The sequence below is a fragment of the Streptomyces sp. SolWspMP-5a-2 genome, from assembly GCF_900091845.1.
Lineage (GTDB): Bacteria > Actinomycetota > Actinomycetes > Streptomycetales > Streptomycetaceae > Streptomyces > Streptomyces doudnae.
This window is the reverse complement of sequence record NZ_FMCI01000242.1, coordinates 1-18,820: the sequence shown is the minus strand read 5'-3', so window position 1 is coordinate 18,820 and position 18,820 is coordinate 1. Positions and strand designations below refer to the sequence as shown.

Annotated in this window: 20 protein-coding genes and 2 pseudogenes; 7 read left to right on the top strand and 15 right to left on the bottom strand. The window is 73.7% G+C overall.

Going from position 1 to position 18,820, the window contains the following annotated elements:
* The 3 genes and pseudogenes from GA0115242_RS41260 to sigE form a co-directional block, all read right to left on the bottom strand.
* A pseudogene (locus tag GA0115242_RS41260) lies at window positions 1–307 on the bottom strand (hypothetical protein); the annotation flags it as partial.
* A gap of 109 nt (window positions 308–416) precedes the next feature.
* On the bottom strand, window positions 417–1,397 hold the full coding sequence (locus GA0115242_RS23760; RefSeq protein WP_093831717.1) for a zf-HC2 domain-containing protein: 981 nt from the start codon (window positions 1,395–1,397) through the stop codon (window positions 417–419).
* Window positions 1,394–2,098 (bottom strand): RNA polymerase sigma factor SigE, encoded by a 705-nt coding sequence (gene sigE / locus GA0115242_RS23755; RefSeq protein ID WP_093831715.1) that lies wholly within the window; start codon window positions 2,096–2,098, stop codon window positions 1,394–1,396. Before sigE ends, GA0115242_RS23760 begins: the two co-directional genes overlap by 4 nt.
* Before the next feature lie 238 nt (window positions 2,099–2,336).
* Here sigE and GA0115242_RS23750 point away from each other — a divergent pair, with 238 nt between their 5' ends.
* Window positions 2,337–3,047 carry an O-methyltransferase gene (locus tag GA0115242_RS23750; RefSeq protein WP_093831725.1) on the top strand — a complete coding sequence of 237 codons (711 nt, stop codon included), beginning with the start codon at window positions 2,337–2,339 and terminating at the stop codon, window positions 3,045–3,047.
* Between the two features lie 64 nt (window positions 3,048–3,111).
* Here the strand turns inward: GA0115242_RS23750 and GA0115242_RS23745 are convergent, their stop codons facing one another.
* On the bottom strand, window positions 3,112–3,279 hold the full coding sequence (locus tag GA0115242_RS23745; RefSeq protein ID WP_003966491.1) for a DUF3117 domain-containing protein: 168 nt from the start codon (window positions 3,277–3,279) through the stop codon (window positions 3,112–3,114).
* Window positions 3,280–3,656: 377 nt separating this feature from the next.
* On the opposite strand from GA0115242_RS23745, the gene GA0115242_RS23740 reads away from it, so the two are divergent.
* Window positions 3,657–4,460 (top strand): 2-cyclohexenylcarbonyl CoA isomerase, encoded by an 804-nt coding sequence (locus tag GA0115242_RS23740; RefSeq protein ID WP_093831713.1) that lies wholly within the window; start codon window positions 3,657–3,659, stop codon window positions 4,458–4,460.
* A gap of 19 nt (window positions 4,461–4,479) precedes the next feature.
* On the opposite strand, the gene GA0115242_RS23735 is transcribed toward GA0115242_RS23740, so the two are convergent.
* Window positions 4,480–5,085: a DNA-3-methyladenine glycosylase I gene (locus tag GA0115242_RS23735; RefSeq protein WP_093831711.1), complete on the bottom strand. Its 606-nt coding sequence runs from the start codon at window positions 5,083–5,085 to the stop codon at window positions 4,480–4,482.
* A complete protein-coding gene (locus GA0115242_RS23730; protein WP_093831709.1) occupies window positions 5,082–5,471 on the bottom strand; it encodes a DivIVA domain-containing protein in 390 nt (129 codons plus the stop codon). Before GA0115242_RS23730 ends, GA0115242_RS23735 begins: the two co-directional genes overlap by 4 nt.
* 136 nt (window positions 5,472–5,607) lie before the next feature.
* On the opposite strand from GA0115242_RS23730, the gene folP reads away from it, so the two are divergent.
* Window positions 5,608–6,468 (top strand): dihydropteroate synthase, encoded by an 861-nt coding sequence (gene folP / locus GA0115242_RS23725; protein ID WP_093831707.1) that lies wholly within the window; start codon window positions 5,608–5,610, stop codon window positions 6,466–6,468.
* Here the strand turns inward: folP and GA0115242_RS23720 are convergent.
* Both GA0115242_RS23720 and dapE read right to left on the bottom strand, forming a co-directional pair.
* Window positions 6,465–7,223 carry an LOG family protein gene (locus tag GA0115242_RS23720; RefSeq protein ID WP_093831705.1) on the bottom strand — a complete coding sequence of 253 codons (759 nt, stop codon included), beginning with the start codon at window positions 7,221–7,223 and terminating at the stop codon, window positions 6,465–6,467. The genes folP and GA0115242_RS23720 overlap by 4 nt on opposite strands.
* Window positions 7,224–7,313: 90 nt before the next feature.
* Window positions 7,314–8,393: a succinyl-diaminopimelate desuccinylase gene (gene dapE / locus GA0115242_RS23715; RefSeq protein ID WP_093831703.1), complete on the bottom strand. Its 1,080-nt coding sequence runs from the start codon at window positions 8,391–8,393 to the stop codon at window positions 7,314–7,316.
* Between the two features lie 151 nt (window positions 8,394–8,544).
* Here dapE and GA0115242_RS23710 point away from each other — a divergent pair, with 151 nt between their 5' ends.
* Both GA0115242_RS23710 and GA0115242_RS23705 read left to right on the top strand, forming a co-directional pair.
* On the top strand, window positions 8,545–9,519 hold the full coding sequence (locus tag GA0115242_RS23710) for a heavy metal transporter (protein ID WP_256089558.1): 975 nt from the start codon (window positions 8,545–8,547) through the stop codon (window positions 9,517–9,519).
* Between the two features lie 378 nt (window positions 9,520–9,897).
* On the top strand, window positions 9,898–10,347 hold the full coding sequence (locus GA0115242_RS23705) for an ATP-binding protein (RefSeq protein ID WP_093831701.1): 450 nt from the start codon (window positions 9,898–9,900) through the stop codon (window positions 10,345–10,347).
* A gap of 67 nt (window positions 10,348–10,414) precedes the next feature.
* On the opposite strand, the gene GA0115242_RS23700 is transcribed toward GA0115242_RS23705, so the two are convergent.
* Together GA0115242_RS23700 and fdxA are read right to left on the bottom strand one after the other, a co-directional pair.
* Complete coding sequence (locus GA0115242_RS23700; RefSeq protein WP_093831699.1) at window positions 10,415–11,506, bottom strand: bifunctional succinyldiaminopimelate transaminase/glutamate-prephenate aminotransferase; 1,092 nt, start codon at window positions 11,504–11,506, stop codon at window positions 10,415–10,417.
* Between the two features lie 110 nt (window positions 11,507–11,616).
* A complete protein-coding gene (fdxA, locus tag GA0115242_RS23695) occupies window positions 11,617–11,937 on the bottom strand; it encodes a ferredoxin (RefSeq protein WP_093831697.1) in 321 nt (106 codons plus the stop codon).
* A gap of 140 nt (window positions 11,938–12,077) precedes the next feature.
* On the opposite strand from fdxA, the gene GA0115242_RS23690 reads away from it, so the two are divergent.
* A complete protein-coding gene (locus GA0115242_RS23690) occupies window positions 12,078–13,115 on the top strand; it encodes a GNAT family N-acetyltransferase (protein ID WP_093831695.1) in 1,038 nt (345 codons plus the stop codon).
* Entirely contained in the window at window positions 13,112–13,993 is an 882-nt protein-coding gene (locus GA0115242_RS23685; RefSeq protein WP_093831693.1) for a transglutaminase-like domain-containing protein, read from the top strand. The genes GA0115242_RS23690 and GA0115242_RS23685 overlap by 4 nt, the downstream gene beginning before the upstream one ends.
* Before the next feature lie 36 nt (window positions 13,994–14,029).
* Here GA0115242_RS23685 and GA0115242_RS23680 read toward each other — a convergent pair whose 3' ends face one another.
* From GA0115242_RS23680 to GA0115242_RS23660, 5 genes and pseudogenes are all read right to left on the bottom strand, one after another.
* Complete coding sequence (locus GA0115242_RS23680) at window positions 14,030–14,644, bottom strand: response regulator transcription factor (protein ID WP_093831691.1); 615 nt, start codon at window positions 14,642–14,644, stop codon at window positions 14,030–14,032.
* Window positions 14,641–15,837 (bottom strand): sensor histidine kinase, encoded by a 1,197-nt coding sequence (locus tag GA0115242_RS23675; RefSeq protein WP_093831719.1) that lies wholly within the window; start codon window positions 15,835–15,837, stop codon window positions 14,641–14,643. Before GA0115242_RS23675 ends, GA0115242_RS23680 begins: the two co-directional genes overlap by 4 nt.
* Window positions 15,838–15,842: 5 nt before the next feature.
* The gene (locus GA0115242_RS23670) at window positions 15,843–16,583 is read right to left on the bottom strand and encodes an ABC transporter permease (protein ID WP_093831689.1); all 741 of its coding nucleotides are present in this window, start codon (window positions 16,581–16,583) and stop codon (window positions 15,843–15,845) included.
* Window positions 16,580–17,506, bottom strand: a complete 927-nt coding sequence (locus tag GA0115242_RS23665; RefSeq protein ID WP_176729897.1) for an ABC transporter ATP-binding protein — start codon at window positions 17,504–17,506, stop codon at window positions 16,580–16,582. Before GA0115242_RS23665 ends, GA0115242_RS23670 begins: the two co-directional genes overlap by 4 nt.
* A gap of 141 nt (window positions 17,507–17,647) precedes the next feature.
* Window positions 17,648–18,820, bottom strand: a pseudogene (locus GA0115242_RS23660) (hypothetical protein); the annotation flags it as partial.

Here is an 18,820-nt window from a genome sequence, read left to right as displayed (position 1 = left end):
GGGGTGCCGTGACCGTGTCGGGCGTGCCGGGCGTCGGTGCGGAGTCCGCTCCGGGCAGCGGATCCGGGGATCCGGGCACCGCACCGGGCACGGAAGCCGCGGGCGCGGGCGCGGTGGCCCGGGGGTCCGGTGCTCCGCCGACCAGGGCGTCGGCGCCTCCGGCGGTCGGATCGGGAGCCGGTGTCCTGGGCCCCGGGGCGGGGGCCGGGCTCCCCGGTGCGAAGTCGGCGTCCGCCGCGGCCCGGTCGCGCCCGGAGGCGGCGTCCGCCGGAGTCGTGCCCCGCTCGGCGGGGTTCCCCTCGTCCATGTTCTCCCCACAGCTCACCGCGGCACGGCACGTCGACGGTGGTCGCGGTACGTCGATTCCGCGCCCGGCTGCCTGCCGTGGTCGCGGCCCACCCCGGATTCAACCAGGTTCAGCGGGCGGTGCGGGGCAGCTCGGTCGCGGTCGGCGACGACGTCGTGTCGGGAGAGGCCAGGACCTCGGGGACCGCCGACCACGAGGTCAGGGTGAGCGGAGGGGTGGTGGTGAGCGGACGTATCAACGGGGACATGACGGCCGCACCGGCCAGCACCGGCGTGGTCAGCGCGTGTGTCGGGCGCGCGGGAGCGGGCACCCCCGGCAGCAGCGGCGCGGAGACGCTCGTCGGAGCGACCGCGGCGTCACCGAGGACCCGCTGGCCCTGGGCGAGCAGCGGGGCGGAGCCACGGCGGCGCTGGCCGTCGGGGTTGGCGGCGGCACCGGTCGCCGGGGTGCGCATCGGCGTGACGTTGCTGCCCGCGCCGCGGGCGTCCGTGTCGGTCGGGGCGCCGGTGGTGACGCCGCCGAGGGCGATCGCGGCGAGCGACACCGCGCCCGCGGCGACGAACGCGAAGCGCAGCCCGCGCGAGGACGAGCGGTCGGTGTCGTGCCTGCCGACGTCATGGATGCGGAAGCCCCGGCCGGGTTCGGGTTCGGGCGGGTGCGGGCGGGCGGGGAGATAGCCGAAGGCGAAGCGCTCACCCCGTTTCGGGCCGATCCCCCCGAGGACGCCGGGGGCGGGGAAGACGCCCGAGGGCGCCACGGTCTCCCGGGCGGCGGCCAGGCCGTCGCCGAATCCTCTTCCGAACGGCGGTGAGCCGCCGTCCGTGTCCCCGGTGTCACCTCCTCCCGGGAGGCCCTGGAGGCGGGCGAGGAAACTCTCGGAGGGCGGCGGGGGCGCCGCCTCCGCGAAGACGCTCTTGAGCCGGCGCTGGGCGTCGGCCTCGACCCGGCACCTGGCACAGGTGGCGAGATGGGCGAGGACCCGCTCGCGCGTCTCATGGCCCAGCTCTCCGTCCACCAGGGCGGAGAGCCGGTCTCCCAGATGCTGTTCGGACAGGCGCCGCTCTGCGGGGCTCGGTCGTGTTCCACTCACGCGGTCGCGCCCCCTCCCCCCAGAGCCGGCACCCTCGCCATGAATCCGCGCCGCTCGGCCGCGCGGGCCTCGGGCGAACGGTGGGCGAGTGCCTTGCGGAGCTGCGAACGGCCGCGGTGGATCCGGGACCGCACGGTGCCGAGCTTGACCCCGAGGGTCGCGGCGATCTCCTCGTACGACAGTCCTTCGATGTCGCACAGGACGACCGCGGCGCGGAACTCGGGCGCCAGGGTGTCGAGGGCCTGCTGGACGTCCGCGTCGAAGTGGGCGTCGTTGAAGACCTGCTGCGGGGAGGGGTCGCGGCTGGGCAGCCGCTCGGCCGCGTCCTCGCCGAGGGCGTCGAAGCGGATGCGCTGCTTGCGGCGGACCATGTCCAGGAACAGGTTGGTCGTGATGCGGTGCAGCCAGCCCTCGAAGGTGCCCGGCGTGTAGGTCGACAGGGAGCGGAAGACGCGGACGAAGACCTCCTGCGTGAGGTCCTCGGCGTCGTGCTGGTTGCCGGTGAGGCGGTACGCGAGGCGGTAGACGCGACCGCTGTGGGTGCTGACGATCTCCTCCCAGGTGGGCGGAGTCCACGCCTGCCCGTCCGCGTCGGTGGTGAAAGTCGCGGTCTGGGACTGGTCAGCGGCGTGGCTGTGGTCAGCAGCGGTGTCGTTCACGGATTTCGGCCTGCCCGCCGATCCGAGAAAGCGCCGCAGCACTCCTCCCCGATCCACAGGCGCGGCCGCACCTCCCCTGTCGGCTCTGGTGGTGTCCAGTGGAGCCCCTACCATAGCCACCTCGCCCGTTAGCTCCGGATAAGCGGTTTTACGAGAATTTGATCTGGCCTGCCGGGGGTCGAACCCCCACGTCGGCGGGTGTACGGACCCCCGCGTGCCGTCGTGATCCAACCGTGTCCCCCCGGTGTCGTCTGCCACCTCTCTAAACGCCCGGTCCCATCTGCGGGTTCCCGGCCCCAACGGATACAGTCACGCCCAGGCATCCAGGGGACAGGAGAGGGTCATCACCGGCAACCGGCAGACGAGCTGGGCGTTCGCCGACGCCTATGTCGCCGAGGGCGACGCGCTGCGCTGGGCCCGGGAGCGGGCCCGCGACGCGGGGCTGCGCTCGGTGTCGCCCGGCACGGGCGCCGCGCTGGGTCTGCTGGCGGCCTCGGTGGACGCGAAGGCGGTCGCCGAGATCGGCACCGGCACCGGCGTCTCCGGCATCCACCTGCTGCACGGGATGCGTCCCGACGGGGTGCTGACCACCGTCGACCCCGAGCCCGAGCACCAGCAGTTCGCCCGGCAGGCCTTCCGGGCCTCCGGCTACGCGAGCAACCGGGCCCGCTTCATCCCGGGCCGCGCCCTGGACGTCCTGCCGCGCCTCGCGGACGCCGGTTACGACCTCGTCTTCTGCGACGGGGACCGGCAGGAGGTGATGGACTACCTCGCTGAATCGTTGCGGCTGCTGCGCCCCGGCGGACTGGTCGTCTTCGAGGGCGCCTTCGCCAACGGCCGCACGGTCGACTCCGGCCCGCAGCCCACGGAGGTGGTGCGGCTGCGGGAGCTGCTGCGGGCGGTGCGGGAGAGCCCCGAGCTGCTGCCGTCGCTGCTGCCGGTGGGCGACGGACTGCTCTGCGCGGTCAAGCGCGGCAGCCGCGAGGGGTGAACGCAGCGGCCCCGGCACCGAGGACGGTGCCGGGGCGCTGAAGGGGTACGGTCGCGCTCCCGCGTCAGCCGACGACCTTCTTGAGGGCGTCGCCCAGCGCGTCAGCCTCGTCCGGGGTCAGCTCGACGACGAGCCGACCGCCGCCTTCGAGCGGAACGCGCATGACGATGCCCCGCCCCTCCTTGGTCACCTCGAGCGGGCCATCGCCCGTCCGCGGCTTCATGGCCGCCATGCTCGTTCCCCTTCCTGAAACCAGCTCACTCACAGCCGACAAGCCCATGGGCGGGCACGCGCGCTCCAAGGCGTGGGACACGCGACACCGGCATCGAACACATTGCTTCCAGGCCATTATCCCGCATCGCAGGACCCGATGACCAACATCGGTCGGCATCGCTTGCGCAACGCGCGCGAGCAAAACCACTCAATTCGGCGATGTGACTGCGATACTTCGCGCCCGCACCCACCTCGCCACGGTCCCGGGACGGCCTTTTTCTTTGACGCAGGTCACACGTCCGGTCCGGTCCGCGGACGGTGATCTCCGCCATGCTGTCTGCGGACGAGGGCGTACCGGCCGGTACGCCGCAGCCGCGACCGCCGAGGGGAACCACCATGGCCGACACCGTGCTCCACGAAGTGAGCGACGGGCTCGCGACGATCACGCTGAACCGCCCGGAGGCGATGAACGCGCTGGACATCGCCACCAAGGTCGCCCTGCGCGAGGCGGTCGAGGCGGCGGCGGGCGACGACACGGTCCGGGCCGTGCTGCTCACCGCCGCCGGTGACCGGGCCTTCTGCGTGGGGCAGGACCTCAAGGAGCACATCGGGCTGCTGGCCGCCGACCGGGAGACCGGGTCGGGACGGACGATGAGCACCGTCCGTGAGCACTACAACCCGATCGTGCGGGCGCTGGCCGGGATGGGGAAGCCGGTGGTGGCGGGCGTGAACGGGGTCGCCGCCGGGGCCGGTTTCGGGTTCGCGCTCGCCGCCGACTACCGGGTGGTGGCGGACACGGCCGCGTTCAACACGTCGTTCGCCGGGGTCGCGCTGACCGCCGACTCCGGGGTCTCCTGGACCCTTCCCCGGGTGGTGGGCCCCGGTCGCGCCACCGACCTGCTGATGTTCCCGCGCGGCATCAGGGCGGCGGAGGCCCTGGAGCTGGGCATCGCCAACCGGGTGGTCCCGGCGGCGGAGCTGCGGGCCGAGGCCGAGAAGGCGGCCAGGGCGCTGGCCGAGGGGCCGACCGTGGCCTACCGGGCGCTCAAGGAGGCGGTGGCGTACGGCCTGACGCACTCCCTGGAGGAGACCCTGGAGAAGGAGGACGAGCTGCAGACCCGGGCCGGGCTCTCCGAGGACCACGCGATCGCGGTGGCCGCCTTCGTGCACAAGGAGCGGCCGGTCTACCTGGGCCGGTGATCGCGCGCCGGTCCGCCGGTCAGGACCGCGGCGCCTCCGTGCGGGCGCCGCGGCTCACGCACCGCTCCAGGTGGTCGTCGACCAGACCGCAGGCCTGCATCAGCGCGTACGCCGTCGTCGGTCCGACGAACCGCAGGCCGCGCTTCTTGAGGGCCTTGGCGAGCGCCGTCGACTCCGTAGTGACGGCGGGGACGTCGGAGAGGGTTCTGGGGGCCGGGCGTGTCGCGGGGTCGGGGGCGTGCGACCAGATCAGGGTGTCGAGGTCGCCCGCGGCCCAGTCGGCCAGCACGCGCGCGTTGGCCATCGTCGCGTCGACCTTGGCCCGGTTGCGGATGATGCCCGGGTCGGCCAGGAGGCGTTCGCGGTCGTCGTCGGTGAAGGCGGCCACCGCGGCGATCCCGAAGCCGGCGAAGGCGGCGCGGAAACCGGCCCTGCGGCGCAGGATGGTGATCCAGGAGAGGCCGGACTGGAACGCCTCCAGGCTGAGGCGTTCGAAGAGGGCGTCGTCGCCGTGGACCGGGCGGCCCCACTCCTCGTCGTGGTACGCCACGTAGTCCTCGGTGGAGAGCGCCCAGGGGCAGCGCAGCGCGCCGTCCGCCCCGGCGAGGGGGGAGCCGTCGCTCACGGGTGCTCTCCCGGCAGGGGCTTGTCCATCGACAGGCGCCCCTCGGCGTCCCGCTGGCCCTCGGGCCCGCCGGGGGCGGCGGTCCGTGGTCCGGCGAGCGCGGACTCCAGGTCGGCGATGCGGGCGTCGCGCTCGGCGAGTTCGGCGGCGAGGCGGTTGAGGGCGTCGTCGACGTCCTCCATGCGGTAGCCGCGGACGGCCAGCGGGAAGCGGAGGGCGTCCACGTCGACGCGGGCGACCGGGCGGTCGGCGGGGAGCGCGTCGCGCAGCCGCTCGGGGGCGGCGTCCGGCAGCGGTCCCCGGCCCTCGCCGCCGCCCACCACGGCCAGGGTCACCGCGCCGACCACCACGGCCAGGGCGACGACCAGGAACAAGAACATAACCATCGCTGTGGTCCCCACGCTCGATGTCCGCACGTTGTGTGTGTCAGGGTCCGATCGTGCCATGCGGGTCGGACAGTTAGGGTCGCAGGCGGCCTCAAGAGGGCCGACGGCGAGAGAACGACCAGGAAGGTCACAGCGGATGCTCAGGCTGGGCAGGCAGGTGTTCGAGGCGCACGAGCCGGTGATCATGGCGATCGTGAACCGGACCCCGGACTCCTTCTACGACCAGGGGGCGACCTTCCGCGACGAACCCGCCCTCGCGCGCGTGGAGCGGGCGGTGGCGGAGGGCGCGGCGATCGTCGACATCGGCGGCGTGAAGGCGGGGCCGGGCGAGGAGGTGGGCGCCGAGGAGGAGGCGCGGCGCACCGTCGGCTTCGTGGCGGAGGTGCGGCGGCGCTTCCCCGACGTCGTGATCAGCGTGGACACCTGGCGGGCCGAGGTCGGCGAGGCGGTCTGCGCGGCGGGCGCGGATCTGCTGAACGACGCGTGGGGCGGCGTCGACCCGGGGCTCGCGGAGGTCGCGGCCCGGTACGGCGCGGGGCTGGTGTGCACGCACGCGGGCGGCGCCGAGCCGCGCACCCGGCCGCACCGGGTGGCGTACGACGACGTCATGGCCGACGTGCTGCGGGTGACGGTGGGCCTGGCGGAGCGGGCGGCCGGGCTCGGGGTGCCGCGCGAGTCGATCCTGATCGACCCGGGCCACGACTTCGGCAAGAGCACCCGGCACAGCCTGGAGGCGACCCGGCGGCTGCCGGAGATGGTGGACACCGGCTGGCCGGTGCTGGTGTCGCTCTCCAACAAGGACTTCGTCGGCGAGACCCTGGACCGCCCGGTGAAGGAGCGGCTGATCGGGACGCTGGCCACGACGGCGGTCTCGGCGTGGCTCGGCGCCCAGGTGTACCGGGTGCACGAGGTCGCCGAGACCCGTCAGGTGCTGGACATGGTCGCGTCGATCGCGGGCCACCGCCCTCCGGCGGTGGCCCGGCGGGGACTGGCCTAGCGGCCCGTCTCCTTGGAGACCAGGGCCACCGCCTCGTCGACGTCGTCCGTGAGGTGGAACAGGAGCAGGTCCTTCTCCGACGCCTTGCCCTGCGCGATCAGCGTGTGGCGCAGCCAGTCGACCAGGCCGCCCCAGTACTCCGTGCCGAAGAGGACGATGGGGAAGCGGGTGACCTTCTGGGTCTGGACGAGGGTGAGCGCCTCGAAGAGTTCGTCGAGGGTGCCGAGGCCGCCGGGCAGGACGACGAAGCCCTGCGCGTACTTGACGAACATCATCTTCCGGACGAAGAAGTACCGGAAGTTCAGGCCGATGTCGACGTACGGGTTGAGGCCCTGCTCGAAGGGCAGCTCGATGCCGAGGCCGACGGAGACGCCCCTGGCCTCCAGGGCGCCCTTGTTGGCGGCCTCCATCGCGCCCGGTCCGCCGCCGGTGATGACGGCCCATCCGGCGTCGACCAGGCCGCGCCCGAGCCGCACGCCCGCCTCGTACTCGGGTGAGTCGGCGGGGGTTCTCGCGGAGCCGAACACACTGATCGCCGGGGGCAGTTCGGCGAGGGTGCCGAAGCCCTCGATGAACTCCGACTGGATGCGCAGCACCCGCCAGGGGTCCGTGTGCACCCAGTCCGAGGGGCCGCCCGCGTCCAGCAGACGCTGGTCGGTCGTGCTCGCCGTGACCTGGTCCCGCCTCCGGAGGACCGGTCCCAGGCGCTGCTCCTCCGGCGGCTGCTTCTTGCCCTCGGGGTTCCCGGTAGCCATGTGCGCTCCCTCCACTTGCAGGTGTTCACCTCAGCGTAGATCCACCCGGGTTACGGAAGGGGGACGTGAGCATGTCCGCCGCCGAGCGGTTCACGCCGTGAGCCACGCCCGCAGCCGTTCCTCGCCTGCGAGGATCTTCGCGGTGTCGACGCGTTCGTCCCGCCGGTGCGCCAGGTGCGGGTTGCCGGGGCCGTAGTTGACGGCCGGGATGCCGAGCCCGGAGAACCGGGCGACGTCTGTCCAGCCGTACTTGGGGCGCGGGGAGCCGCCGACCGCCTCGATGAAGGCGGCGGCGGCCGGGTGGGAGAGGCCGGGCAGGGCGCCGCCGCTGTGGTCGTCGACGACGAACTCCTCGACCCCGCAGTCCGCGAACACCTCGTGCACGTGGGCGAGCGCCTCGGCCTCCGTGCGGTCGGGCGCGTAGCGGAAGTTGACGGTGACGACGCACTCGTCGGGGATCACGTTCCCGGCGACCCCGCCGGAGACGGCGACCGCGTTGAGGCCCTCGCGGTACTCCAGGCCGTCGATGACCGGGTAGCGGGGTTCGTAGGCGGCGAGCCGGGCGAGGATCGGGGCGGCGGCGTGGATGGCGTTGGAGCCCATCCAGGAGCGCGCGGAGTGCGCCCGTTCGCCGGTGGTGCGCAGCAGGACCCGCAGGGTGCCCTGGCAGCCGCCCTCGACCTCGCCGTCGGACGGTTCGAGCAGGACCGCGAAGTCCCCCTCCAGCCAGTCCGGGTGGGCCCGCGCGATGTGTCCGAGGCCGTTGAGGTGGGCGGCGACCTCCTCGTTGTCGTAGAAGACGAAGGTGAGGTCGCGGACGGGTTCGGGGACGGTGGCGGCGATCCGGAGCTGCACGGCGACGCCCGCCTTCATGTCGCAGGTGCCGCAGCCCCACAGGACGCCGTCCTCGTCGAGCCGGGAGGGCACGTTGTCCGCGATGGGCACGGTGTCGATGTGACCGGCCAGGACGACCCGTTCGGCGCGGCCGAGCCGGGTGCGGGCGACCACGTTGTTGCCGTACCGGTCGACCGTCAGGTGGGGCAGCGCCCGCAGGGCCTGCTCGATCGCGTCGGCGAGGGGCTTCTCGGAGCCGCTCTCGGAGCGGAGGTCGACGAGTCGCGCGGTCAGCCGGGCGGCGTCCAGCGAGAGGTCAAGTGCGGTGTCGGACATGTCGTCGACCCTAACGCGCGGCGGTGTGAACGTGAGGTGCACACCCGGTGCGAACACCTTGCAGACCTCCGCTACCTTGTACGCGTGCCAGAGCCGTCCCCCCACTCCCCCCAAGCGCCGTGGCCGCCTCCTGCGGGCCCTCGGCGCCCTCGTGGTCCTGCTGGCCGTCGCCGCCTATCTGGCGGTGCAGTACGTGACCGGCGGGCGCGGCGGACCCGGCTGCGAGGTCGTCGCGGGCGGCGCCGACGCGGACGGGACGACGTACGAGTTCACGCCGGAGCAGGCGGTGAACGCGGCGACGATCGCCGCCGTCGGCACCGGGCGCGGCATGCCCGAGCGGGCCGTGACGATCGCGCTGGCGACGGCGCTCCAGGAGTCGGGGCTGCGCAACATCGCGCACGGCGACCGGGATTCGCTCGGCCTGTTCCAGCAGCGGCCCTCGCAGGGCTGGGGCACCGAGAAGGAGATCATGGACCCGACGTACGCGGCGGGCGAGTTCTACCGGCACCTGGCCAAGGTCGACGGCTACACCGAACTGCCGCTGACGGTCGCCGCGCAGCGGGTGCAGCGCAGCGGCTTCCCCGAGGCGTACGCCAAGCACGAGCCGGACGCGGCGCTGCTCTCCGCCGCCCTCACCGGGAACGCGGCGGCGACCCTGTCCTGCACGGGCACGCCCGCGCCCGCCGCCTCCGCCGGTGCCGCGGGCGAGTCGTGGGGCCCGGACGCGGTGCGGGCCGCGCTGGCACGGGACTTCGGGCGGGACGCGCTCCAGCCGGTCGGCGCCGAGGTGGGCGCGGGGGACGGCGCGTCACCCGCGCCCGCGGCCTCGACCTCGTCCACGGCCTCTCCCGCGCCGGGCGCCGGGGGGTCGGACGAGCGGGTCGTCACGCTGCCGGTGAGCGCGGGGTCGAGCCCGGCGAAGGGGCGCAGCGACCGGCAGCGCGGCTGGCAGCTCGCGCAGTGGGCGGTGGCCAACTCCTCGGCGCTGCACATCGAGCGGGTCGTCTACGGCGGGCGCGAGTGGACCGCGGGGAACGTCGACACCCGGTGGCGGACGGTGCGCGGCACCGGCGCGGGCGGCTCCGCGACGACGGCGGACCCGGTCCGGATCGTCACGGCGCGGTAGTCCCGGGGGCCGCCCGCGCGGCGGTCGGAGCGGGCCGGAAACCTCCCTCGGACATCTGCGCAGGAGTGCGGGGCGTCACCCGCACGGGTCACGCGGACGCCGTCCGGGGTCCGGGGCGGGCAGGTTTTCGCGCCGTCACCCCCGAAACCGTCGCAGCCCTTGCGGGGACAGGGCTGCGGGCATTCGGCACACTGTCGGACCGGGCACCTTTTGCCCGGTTTCATCCGCAGGCGATTATGCGACGCATTGCCAACTCTTTACGTCGGGCCGCCGCAACCTTCGCGGGCTTCGAGCGGTAGTCACTCCGTCCGGACCGAAGCCGGTCACCAGCCCGGAAGCGCCGGACGCATCCGTGTTCTCTCCCGTCGAAGGAGCATCATGTCCCTCCCCCTGACCCGCCGGATCGCCCGTGCCGCGCTGCTCGTCGCAGCGGGAGCGGCTGCCGGGGTCGGTGTGGCCGGCTCCGCCAGCGCTGCCCCCCAGCTGCCCGCCACCCCGAACCTGGGCGGCCTGACCTCGCTGGACGGCGCCAGCGTCGGCAACACCGTCGACGGTGTGTCCCAGAAGGCCACCGGCATGGCGGGCGAGACCGGCGGCAAGGCCGTCAAGCAGGCCGTGCCCGCGGCGGGCAAGACCGGCGGCAAGGTCGCCAAGCAGGCCACCCCGGCCGTGCAGAAGGCCGCCGGGAGCGCCGCGGGCTCCGCCGGGGAGATCCTCGGTGACACCGCCAAGACGGCCACCAAGGGCGGGCTGCCGACCGACGCGCTCGGCGGCGGCCTGCCGTCGGCGCAGACCCTGCCGGTCAAGGGCCTCCCGCTGGGCGGCTGACCCGCACGACGCGAAGGGGCCCGGGGAACTTCCCCCGGGCCCCTTCGGCATGTCCGCGGCCCGCGTCCTACAGCCGGGCCACCGCCGCCGCCACCCGCTCGTCGCTCGCCGTCAGCGCGACCCGCACGAACGACTCGCCCGCGCTTCCGTAGAAGTCACCGGGGGCGACCAGGATGCCCAGCTCGGCCAGGTGCGCCACCGTCTCCCAGCAGGACTCGCCCCGCGTCGCCCACAGGTAGAGGCTGGCCTCGCTGTGCTCGATGCGGAAGCCGTGCCGCTCCAGCGCGGCCCGCAGGGCCGTGCGCCGGGCGAGGTAGCGCTCCCGCTGCTCGCGGACGTGCGTGTCGTCGCCGAGGGCCGCCACGACGGCTGCCTGGGTCGGCGCGGAGGTCATCATGCCGCCGTGCTTGCGGATCTCCAGGAGCGGGCCGAGCACCGCCGGGTCGCCCGCCAGGAACGCGGCGCGGTAACCGGCCAGGTTGGAGCGCTTGGAGAGCGAGTGCACCGCCACCAGGCCGTCCATACGGCCGCCGTTGACGTCCGGGTGGAGCACCGAGACCGGGTCGGCCTCCCAGCCCAGCTCGATGTAGCACTCGTCGGAGAAGACGAGGACGCCGTGCTCGCGGGCCCAGGCCACGATCCTGGTCAGCTCGTCCTTGCCGAGGACCTTGCCGGTCGGGTTGGACGGCGAGTTCAGCCAGAGCAGCTTCAGGCCCGCCGGGTCAAGCTCGGTCGGGTCGTCGTAGACCTCGTACCCGGCGCGCGCCAGCCGGGCGCCGACCTCGTAGGTCGGGTAGGCGAGGCGCGGGTACGCGACCCGGTCGCCGGGGCCGAGACCGAGCTGCGTCGGCAGCCAGGCCACCAGCTCCTTGGAGCCGACGATCGGCAGCACGTGCCGGTGGGTGACGTCCCGGGCGCCGAGCCTGCGCGCCACCCAGCCGGTGAGGGCGTCGCGCAGCTCCGGGGTGCCCCAGACCGTCGGATAGCCCGGCGAGTCGGCCGCGTCGACCAGCGCCTTCTGGATCAGCTCGGGCACCGGGTCGACCGGGGTGCCGACGGAGAGGTCGACGATGCCGTCCGGGTGGGCGGTCGCCGTCTTCTTGTACGGCTCCAGCCTGTCCCACGGGAAGGTCGGAAGGCGGTCGGAGACTGCGGACACGGGGCTGGCTCACTTTCTCGTACTGCGGCGGCTCGGCCGCGGGACGGCAAACGCCTCGGTCCCGTACGGCGGGCGTACGGGACCGAGGCGGCGCACGGTGCGGGCGGAGGCTACTCGGCCTGCGGCGGCAGGCCCGCCACGAAGGGGTGGTCGCGCTCGATCAGGCCCAGTTTGCTGGCGCCGCCGGGCGAGCCCAGCTCGTCGAAGAACTCGACGTTCGCCTTGTAGTAGTCCTTCCACTCCTCCGGCACGTCGTCCTCGTAGAAGATCGCCTCGACCGGGCAGACCGGTTCACAGGCACCACAGTCGACGCATTCGTCCGGGTGGATGTACAAGGACCGGGAGCCCTCGTAGATGCAGTCGACCGGGCACTCCTCGATGCACGCCTTGTCCTTGACGTCGACACAAGGCTGCGCGATGACGTAGGTCACGCTGTCGTTCCTCCTCGATAGGGCGCTGGCGGGCCTCCACAGGCTCCGCCGCCTGGCGCGCACGAACGCGGCGTCGTCGATGCCCACCTCTAGTATCTCCGTTCTTGGGCACGATCCGAACAGGAGGGGTGGACCGACCTGTGGAAATATCTGCCGCCGGACGTCCCGATGTCCGCGTCACCGCTGCTGACGTGGGCAAACGCGTCTCCGTGCGATGCTTCACCGAACCCGGCGCGGCGCGGGAGAAGTTCACCGACACGGTCGGTGTTCTCACATCATGGGACGAAAACGTGCTGCTGATCACACAGAAGAACGGGGTGAGCGTCCGCGTCCCGGCCTCCTCCCTGGTCGCCGGGAAGGTCGTACCGGCCGCGCCCGCCCGCCGGCGCGGACCCGCCGCCTCCTACCGGGAACTCGCCGGGGTCTCCTCGCGCGCGTGGCCGCCGGTGGAGAGCGAGCGGCTCGGCGACTGGGAGCTGCGCGCCGCGTCCGGTTTCACCCGCCGCGCCAACTCGGTGCTGCCGCTGGGCGATCCCGGGCTGCCCCTGGACGAGGCGCTGACGGCGGTACGGCGCTGGTACGCGCGCCGCGGCCTGCCCGCCTACGTGCAGACCGCGACCGGCGGCGAGGGCACCCAGGAGACGCTCTGCGCGGAGCTGGAGCGGCGCGGCTGGGTGCGCGAGGTGAGCGCCGAGGTGTGGACCGGGGCGCTGGCCCCGGTCGCCGACCGGTCCCCCGGCGCGGCGGTGCGGCTGTCCAGGACCGCCGACGCCGCCTGGCTGGCGCGCTATCAGCGCAAGGGCGTCGGCGAGGTGGCCCTGAGGGTGCTCGGCGGCGGCCCCTCGGTCTGGTTCGCGTCGGTGCCGGGCGGGGACGCGCCGGGTGCCGGGGCGGGCACGGGTGTCCCGGCCGCGATCGGGCGGTGCGTGGTGGACGGCCGGTGGGCCTCCTTCGCCGCCGTCGAGGTGGCGCCCGAGCGGCGCAGGCAGGGCCTCGCGGGCGACGTCATGGCGGCGCTGGCCGGGCGGGCCCTGGAGGAGGGCGCCTCGGCGGCCTGGCTCCAGGTCGAGACCGACAACACCGGGGCGCGCGCCCTCTACACCGGGATGGGCTTCGCCGCGCACCACGCCTACCACCACTACCGGGCACCGGACGACGACGGGACAGGACCGGCGTGACACCGCACGGACGACCCGGGCGGCCGCCGCGCTCCCCGCACCCGCCCGCCCGCGAGCGGGCCGCCGAGGTGCGGCGGCTGTTCGCCGAGGAGGCCCGCTCCGAGCGGCCCGACCTCGCCGCGCTCTGCCTGCTGGTGGGCGCGACGGCGGACGGCGCGCTCACCGACGCGGGCATCGACGCGGCGCAGCTCGAACTGGACCGGCTGGCTGGGGAGTTGCCGTTCCGGCCGGGCGGTCCCGGCGCGTGGGCCGGGGCGCTGCACCGGGCACTGGGCGTCCGCGAGGGGTTCCGCGGCGCCCCCGCCGACTACCGGCGGCTGGAGTCGTCGCTGCTGCACGAGGTGCTGCGGCGGCGGCGCGGGCTGCCGATCCTGCTGTCGGTGGTGTGGCTGGAGGTGGCGCGGCGGGCCGGGGCGCCGGTGTACGGGGTGGCGCTGCCCGGACACTTCGTGGTCGGGTTCGGCCCGCCCGGGGACCAGGTGCTCGTGGATCCGTTCGACGGCGGCCGGGTGCTCTCCGGGGATGACGCGCAGGCGCTGGTGGCCGGGGTGGCGGGGGCGCGGCTCGAACCGTCGATGCTCGCTCCGGCGGAGCCGCTGGAGGTCGTCGCCCGGATCCTGAACAACGTACGGGCGTGGGCCGCGGCCCGGCCCGAGCACTCGGACGTGGGGCTGTGGGCGGTCGATCTCGGGCTGCTGCTGCCCTCCCATCCGGCCCGACTGCGCTACGAGCGGGCCCAGTTGCTGGTGGGCCGGGGTGAGTTCACGGACGGGGCGCGGGAGTTGGAGGCGTACGCGGAGGTGGTCACGGCGGTCGACGAGGCGGCGGCGGAACGGGTGCGCGGCGAGGCGCGGCTGGCCAGGGCGATGCTGAACTGACCGCGGGCGCGGGCCGAGACGGCGCCTCGGCCGGTCCTACAGCCAGCCCTTCTCGCGGGCGATGCTGACCGCCTCGGCGCGGTTGCGGACCGCCAGCTTCTGGATCGCCGTCGAGAGGTAGTTGCGGACCGTGCCCCGGGACAGGTGCAGGGCCGCGGCCAGTTCGGCGTTGGTGGCGCCGTCGGCCGCCGCCCGCAGCACCTCGCGCTCGCGGTCGGTGAGCGGGTTGGCGCCCTCGGCGAGGGCCGCCGCGGCGAGGGTGGGGTCGATGACGCGCTCCCCGGCGAGCACCTTCCGTACGGCGGCGGCGAGTTGGGCGGCCGGGGCGTCCTTGACCAGGAAGGCGTCGGCGCCCGCCTCCATGGCGCTGCGCAGATAGCCGGGGCGGCCGAAGGTGGTCAGCACGACCAGCTTCACGCCGGGCAGCTCGCGGTGCACCTGCCCGGCGGCCTCGATGCCGGTGGCGCCGGGCATCTCGATGTCGAGGAGGGCGACGTCGACGGCGTGGGCGCGGGCCGCGTCCAGCACCTCGTCGCCGCGCGCCACCTGGGCGACGACCTCGATGTCGTCCTCCAGGCCGAGGAGGGCGGCGAGCGCCTCGCGGACCATCGACTGGTCCTCGGCGAGCAGGACCCTGATCGTGCGGCTCATGCCCCGGATCCTACGTGCGCCGGACGGTCGGCGGGCACGCGGGCGACGAGCCGGAAGCCGCTCGCGGAGCGGCCCGCCTCCAGGGTTCCGCCGGCCGCGGCGAGCCGTTCGGTGAGGCCGGTGAGACCGTTGCCGGGGCCGTCGCCCGAGCCCCCTGAGCCGTCGTCCTCGACGGTGAGTTCGAGGACCGGGCCGTCCAGGGTCTGGCGGCGCAGCAGCTCCACCGTGCAGCGGCGGGCGCCGCTGTGCCGCACGACGTTGGTGACCGCCTCGCGCAGCGCCCAGGCGAGCGCCGACTCGCTCTCCTCGGGGACGCCGGTGAGGTCGGGTCCGGCCGGGAAGCGCGGGGTGACACCCGCGGCGGTCAGGGCGACCTGGGTGCCGACGAGTTCGTCGGCGAGGCGGGCCCGCCGGTAGCCGGTGACGGCCTCCCGGACGTCGACCAGGGCCTGGCGGCTGACCTGTTCGATGTCGGTGACCTGCCGGGCGGCCTGCTCGGGGTGGTCGGGGAGCATCCGGCCGGCCAGCTCGCTCTTGAGCGTGATGAGGGAGAGCGAGTGGCCGAGCAGGTCGTGCAGGTCGCGGGCCATCCGCAACCGCTCCTCGTTGGCGGCGAGTTGGGCGACGGTGGCGCGGGCCTTGCGCAACTCGACCGTGGTGTTGATCAGTTGGCGCACGCCGCTCATGGAGTAGCCGACCATCAGGACCACGAGGAACAGGCCCCAGGCGTCCTCCTGGCCCGCCACGAGGCCGACCAGGAGCAGCGCGGCGGTGTTGACCGGGATGCACCAGTGGGCGAGCCGGATCGGGAAGGTGATCCCGCAGCAGACGGAGACGTAGACGAAGAGGCCGAGCCAGTCGCCGCCGAGGGTGGCGCCGAGGACGACGGCGAGCACTTCGAGCACCGCGACCAGGCAGATCACCGTGGCCGTGGAGAACGGCCTGCCCATGTTGCGGAAGACGATCGTCAGGTAGATCACCACGAAGGCGGCCAGACCCGCCGCGCCCGCCGCGGTGACCGCGGCGGAGTCGTGGCCGGTGAGCAGGTCGTGGAAGGGCGAGGCCAGGAAGACCAGCCACGGCACCACCCACACCAGCTTGGTCACCAGCTCGCGCCGGTTGCGGGGCGCCTCACCGATGCGCACCAGCCGATTCACCCGGATCTCCTCGTCGGACCGCGGGTCGTCCGTCATGCCGTTCACGCCTTCAGCGTGTCCTTCCGGTACAGCCAGGCCGCTCCGCCCGCGAAGAGGACGAAGAAGACGGCCAGGATGGCGATGTCCTGGGTCTGCGGGGCCCGGCACTGCTCGATGGCCCGCCCGATCGCAGCGTACGCGTGGGTGGGCAGCCATTCGGCGATGTCCTGGAGCCACTGCGGGAACGTCGTCGTCGGCATCCACAGGCCGCCCAGGATGGACAGCCCGAAGTAGGTGAGCATGGTGATCGGGCGCACCGCGTCGCCGCTGGCGAGGTAGCCGAGGGCGACCCCGAGCGCGGCGAAGACCAGGCTGCCCGCCCAGATGGCGCCGGTGAGGGCGAGCCACTGCCAGGCGTCGAGGCGGACGTCCTTCACGAGCGCGGCGACGACGAAGACGATCACGATGGACGGCAGGCTCACCACGGCCGCGCCCGCCGTCTTGGCGAGGACGTAGCCGCGTCCGGGCAGCGTGGTCAGCCGCAGTTGCCGCACCCAGCCGCTCTCCCGCTCCTTGGCGATGCGCTCGCTGTTGCCCATCAGGACGGCGGTCAGGGCGCCGAAGGAGGCCATGGAGACCATCATGTAGGTCGGCAGGGTCAGGCCGGTGCCGTCGACCTCGGCCGAGCTGTCGGCGTTGCCCGCGATCAGCAGGAAGAGCGCCGAGGGGTAGATCACGGAGAAGAACAGGAACTTGCGGTTGCGCAGCGCGCGGGTCAGCTCCAGCTTGATCAGGCTGTTCATGACTGCTTGGCCTCCTCGGCCTGCGTGATGGCGACGAACGCCTGCTCCAGGCCGAGCCCGGAGACCTCCAGGTTGCGGGGGTAGACGCCGAGCCCGTACAGCGCGTGGACGGTGGCGTCGGCGTCGGAGGACTGGATGCGGACGGTGTGGCCGCTCACGTCGAGGGAGGTGAGGAAGGGCAGCGCGCGCAGCGGGGCCTCGTCGACGGTGCCCTCCAGGTCGAAGGAGACGCGGCGGGCGCCGGCCTTGGCCTTGATCTCGGCGGCGGTGCCGTCGGCGAGCAGCCGCCCCCGGTGCAGCACCAGGACCCGGTCGGCGATCGCGTCGGCCTCCTCCAGGTAGTGGGTGGCGAACAGCACCGTGCGGCCCTGGTCGGCCTGTTCGCGCATGGTGGCCCAGAAGGCCTGGCGCGCGGTGACGTCCATGCCGGTGGTGGGTTCGTCGAGGACGATGAGGTCGCTGTCGCCCGCGGTGGCGAGCGCGAACCGGACGCGCTGGGCCTGGCCGCCGGAGAGCTTGTCGACCTTGCGGTCGGCGATCTGGCTGATCCCGGCCCGGCTCAGCACCTCGCCGACCGGGTAGGACTTCGGGTGCAGCGCGCAGGCGAGGCGGACCAGTTCGGCGACGGTGACCTCGTCCATGAGTCCGCCGCTCTGGAGCATCGCGCCGACCCGCCCGGCGACGATCGCCTCCCGCGGCCCGGTCCCGAACACCCGTACCTGCCCGGAGTCGGGCTGCCTGAGCCCGAGCAGCAGGTCGAGGGTGGTCGACTTCCCGGCGCCGTTGGGGCCCAGCAGGGCCACGGTCTCCCCCGGATGCAGGCTGAGCGACAGGCCGTCCACGGCCCGCACGTCCCCGTACACCTTGCTCACCTGATCGAACCCGACCACGGGGGTGGTCGTCGTCGCGGCTGTCGTTGTCATGGCGTCCATCCTGCTCCGGGGCCCGGGTGCGGGTGCAGTGTCGGGCGTCCGGGGTGGGACATGACAGATGTCACGGGGTGCCAGGGGACGCGGAAGGGCCCGTCCGCGCGGACGGGCCCTTCCGTGCCGTGCCGGTGGGCGTCAGCTCGGGTCGGTCTCAATGACGGCCTGGCGGGAGGTGGTGCTCAGCAGGGCCTGGCGCATCGCGCCGTAGACGTCCTGGGGGGTGACGGCCGTCTTCTTGCCGGTGCCGCGGGTGATCAGGACGTCGTCGAAGGTCTTGCCGTAGAGGCCCTTGAGGGCTTCCAGGTCGGGGCTGTCGACGAGCTTGCCGTTGACCGCCTTGACCCGCAGGAACTTCCACAGGGAGTTCTGCGGGCTGAACTCGATGGAGTGGGCCGCGTCCGTGCGCACGACGACGTTGGCGGACATCGCGGGCTTCGCGAACGCCTTCATCTCGCGGTCGACCTCGGCGTTGGGGACGGTCGGCTGCCGGGTCGTGGTGGCGACCGCGATCGGCGTGTCCGAACCGCTCTCCACCTGGGCGCGGAACCCGGCCTTGACCGACTCCATCGACTTGGCCGCGTCGATGCCCTTGCCCGCCTTGCCGTAGACGGGGACGGCCTTGCCCGCGGTGAAGCCGATCGAGCCCTCGGTCATCGAACCGGAGCCGCCGACGGCGGACTGGAGCGCCGCGGTCAGCTTCTCCTCGTCGACCGGCATCGACGGCTCGACGACGCGCTTCTGGCCGAAGAGCGAGCCGACCACGGAGACCGGGTTGTAGTCGCTGGTGGCGGCCGACGCCACCGTCGTCTGGGTGTCGAACTGGAGACCGGCCTGGTCCGGGGTGAGGGAGACCGTCTTGCCGTCGACGGTCAGCTTCAGGGGCTTGCCGACCCGCTCGCCGAAGGCCGCGTCCAGCTTCTTGACGGCGTCGTCGCGGGTGCCGCCGCCGATGTCGACACCGAGCACGGTGGTGCCCTTGGGCACGTCGGTGTGGTTCATCAGCAGACCGGCGCCGTAGACACCGCCGCCGAGCACGAGGACGGCGACGGCGAGCAGGACCAGCTTGTTGCGGCCCTTCTTCTTCGCCTTGGGCGCCGGTGCGGCGGGCGCGTTCTGCGCGACCGGCTCGGGGAACCGCGGCGGGGTGTGCGCCGTCGCTCCGTCGGCGCCCGCGCCCGGCGCGAACGGCGCGTCGGGGCCCGGCGGCACGACCGGGATGCCGCTGGTGACGGTGTGTCCCGAGACATGGTCGGGGCGGACCCCGTACCGGGGGTGCCCGGCTCGGGCACCTGCTTCTGCGGGGTGAGG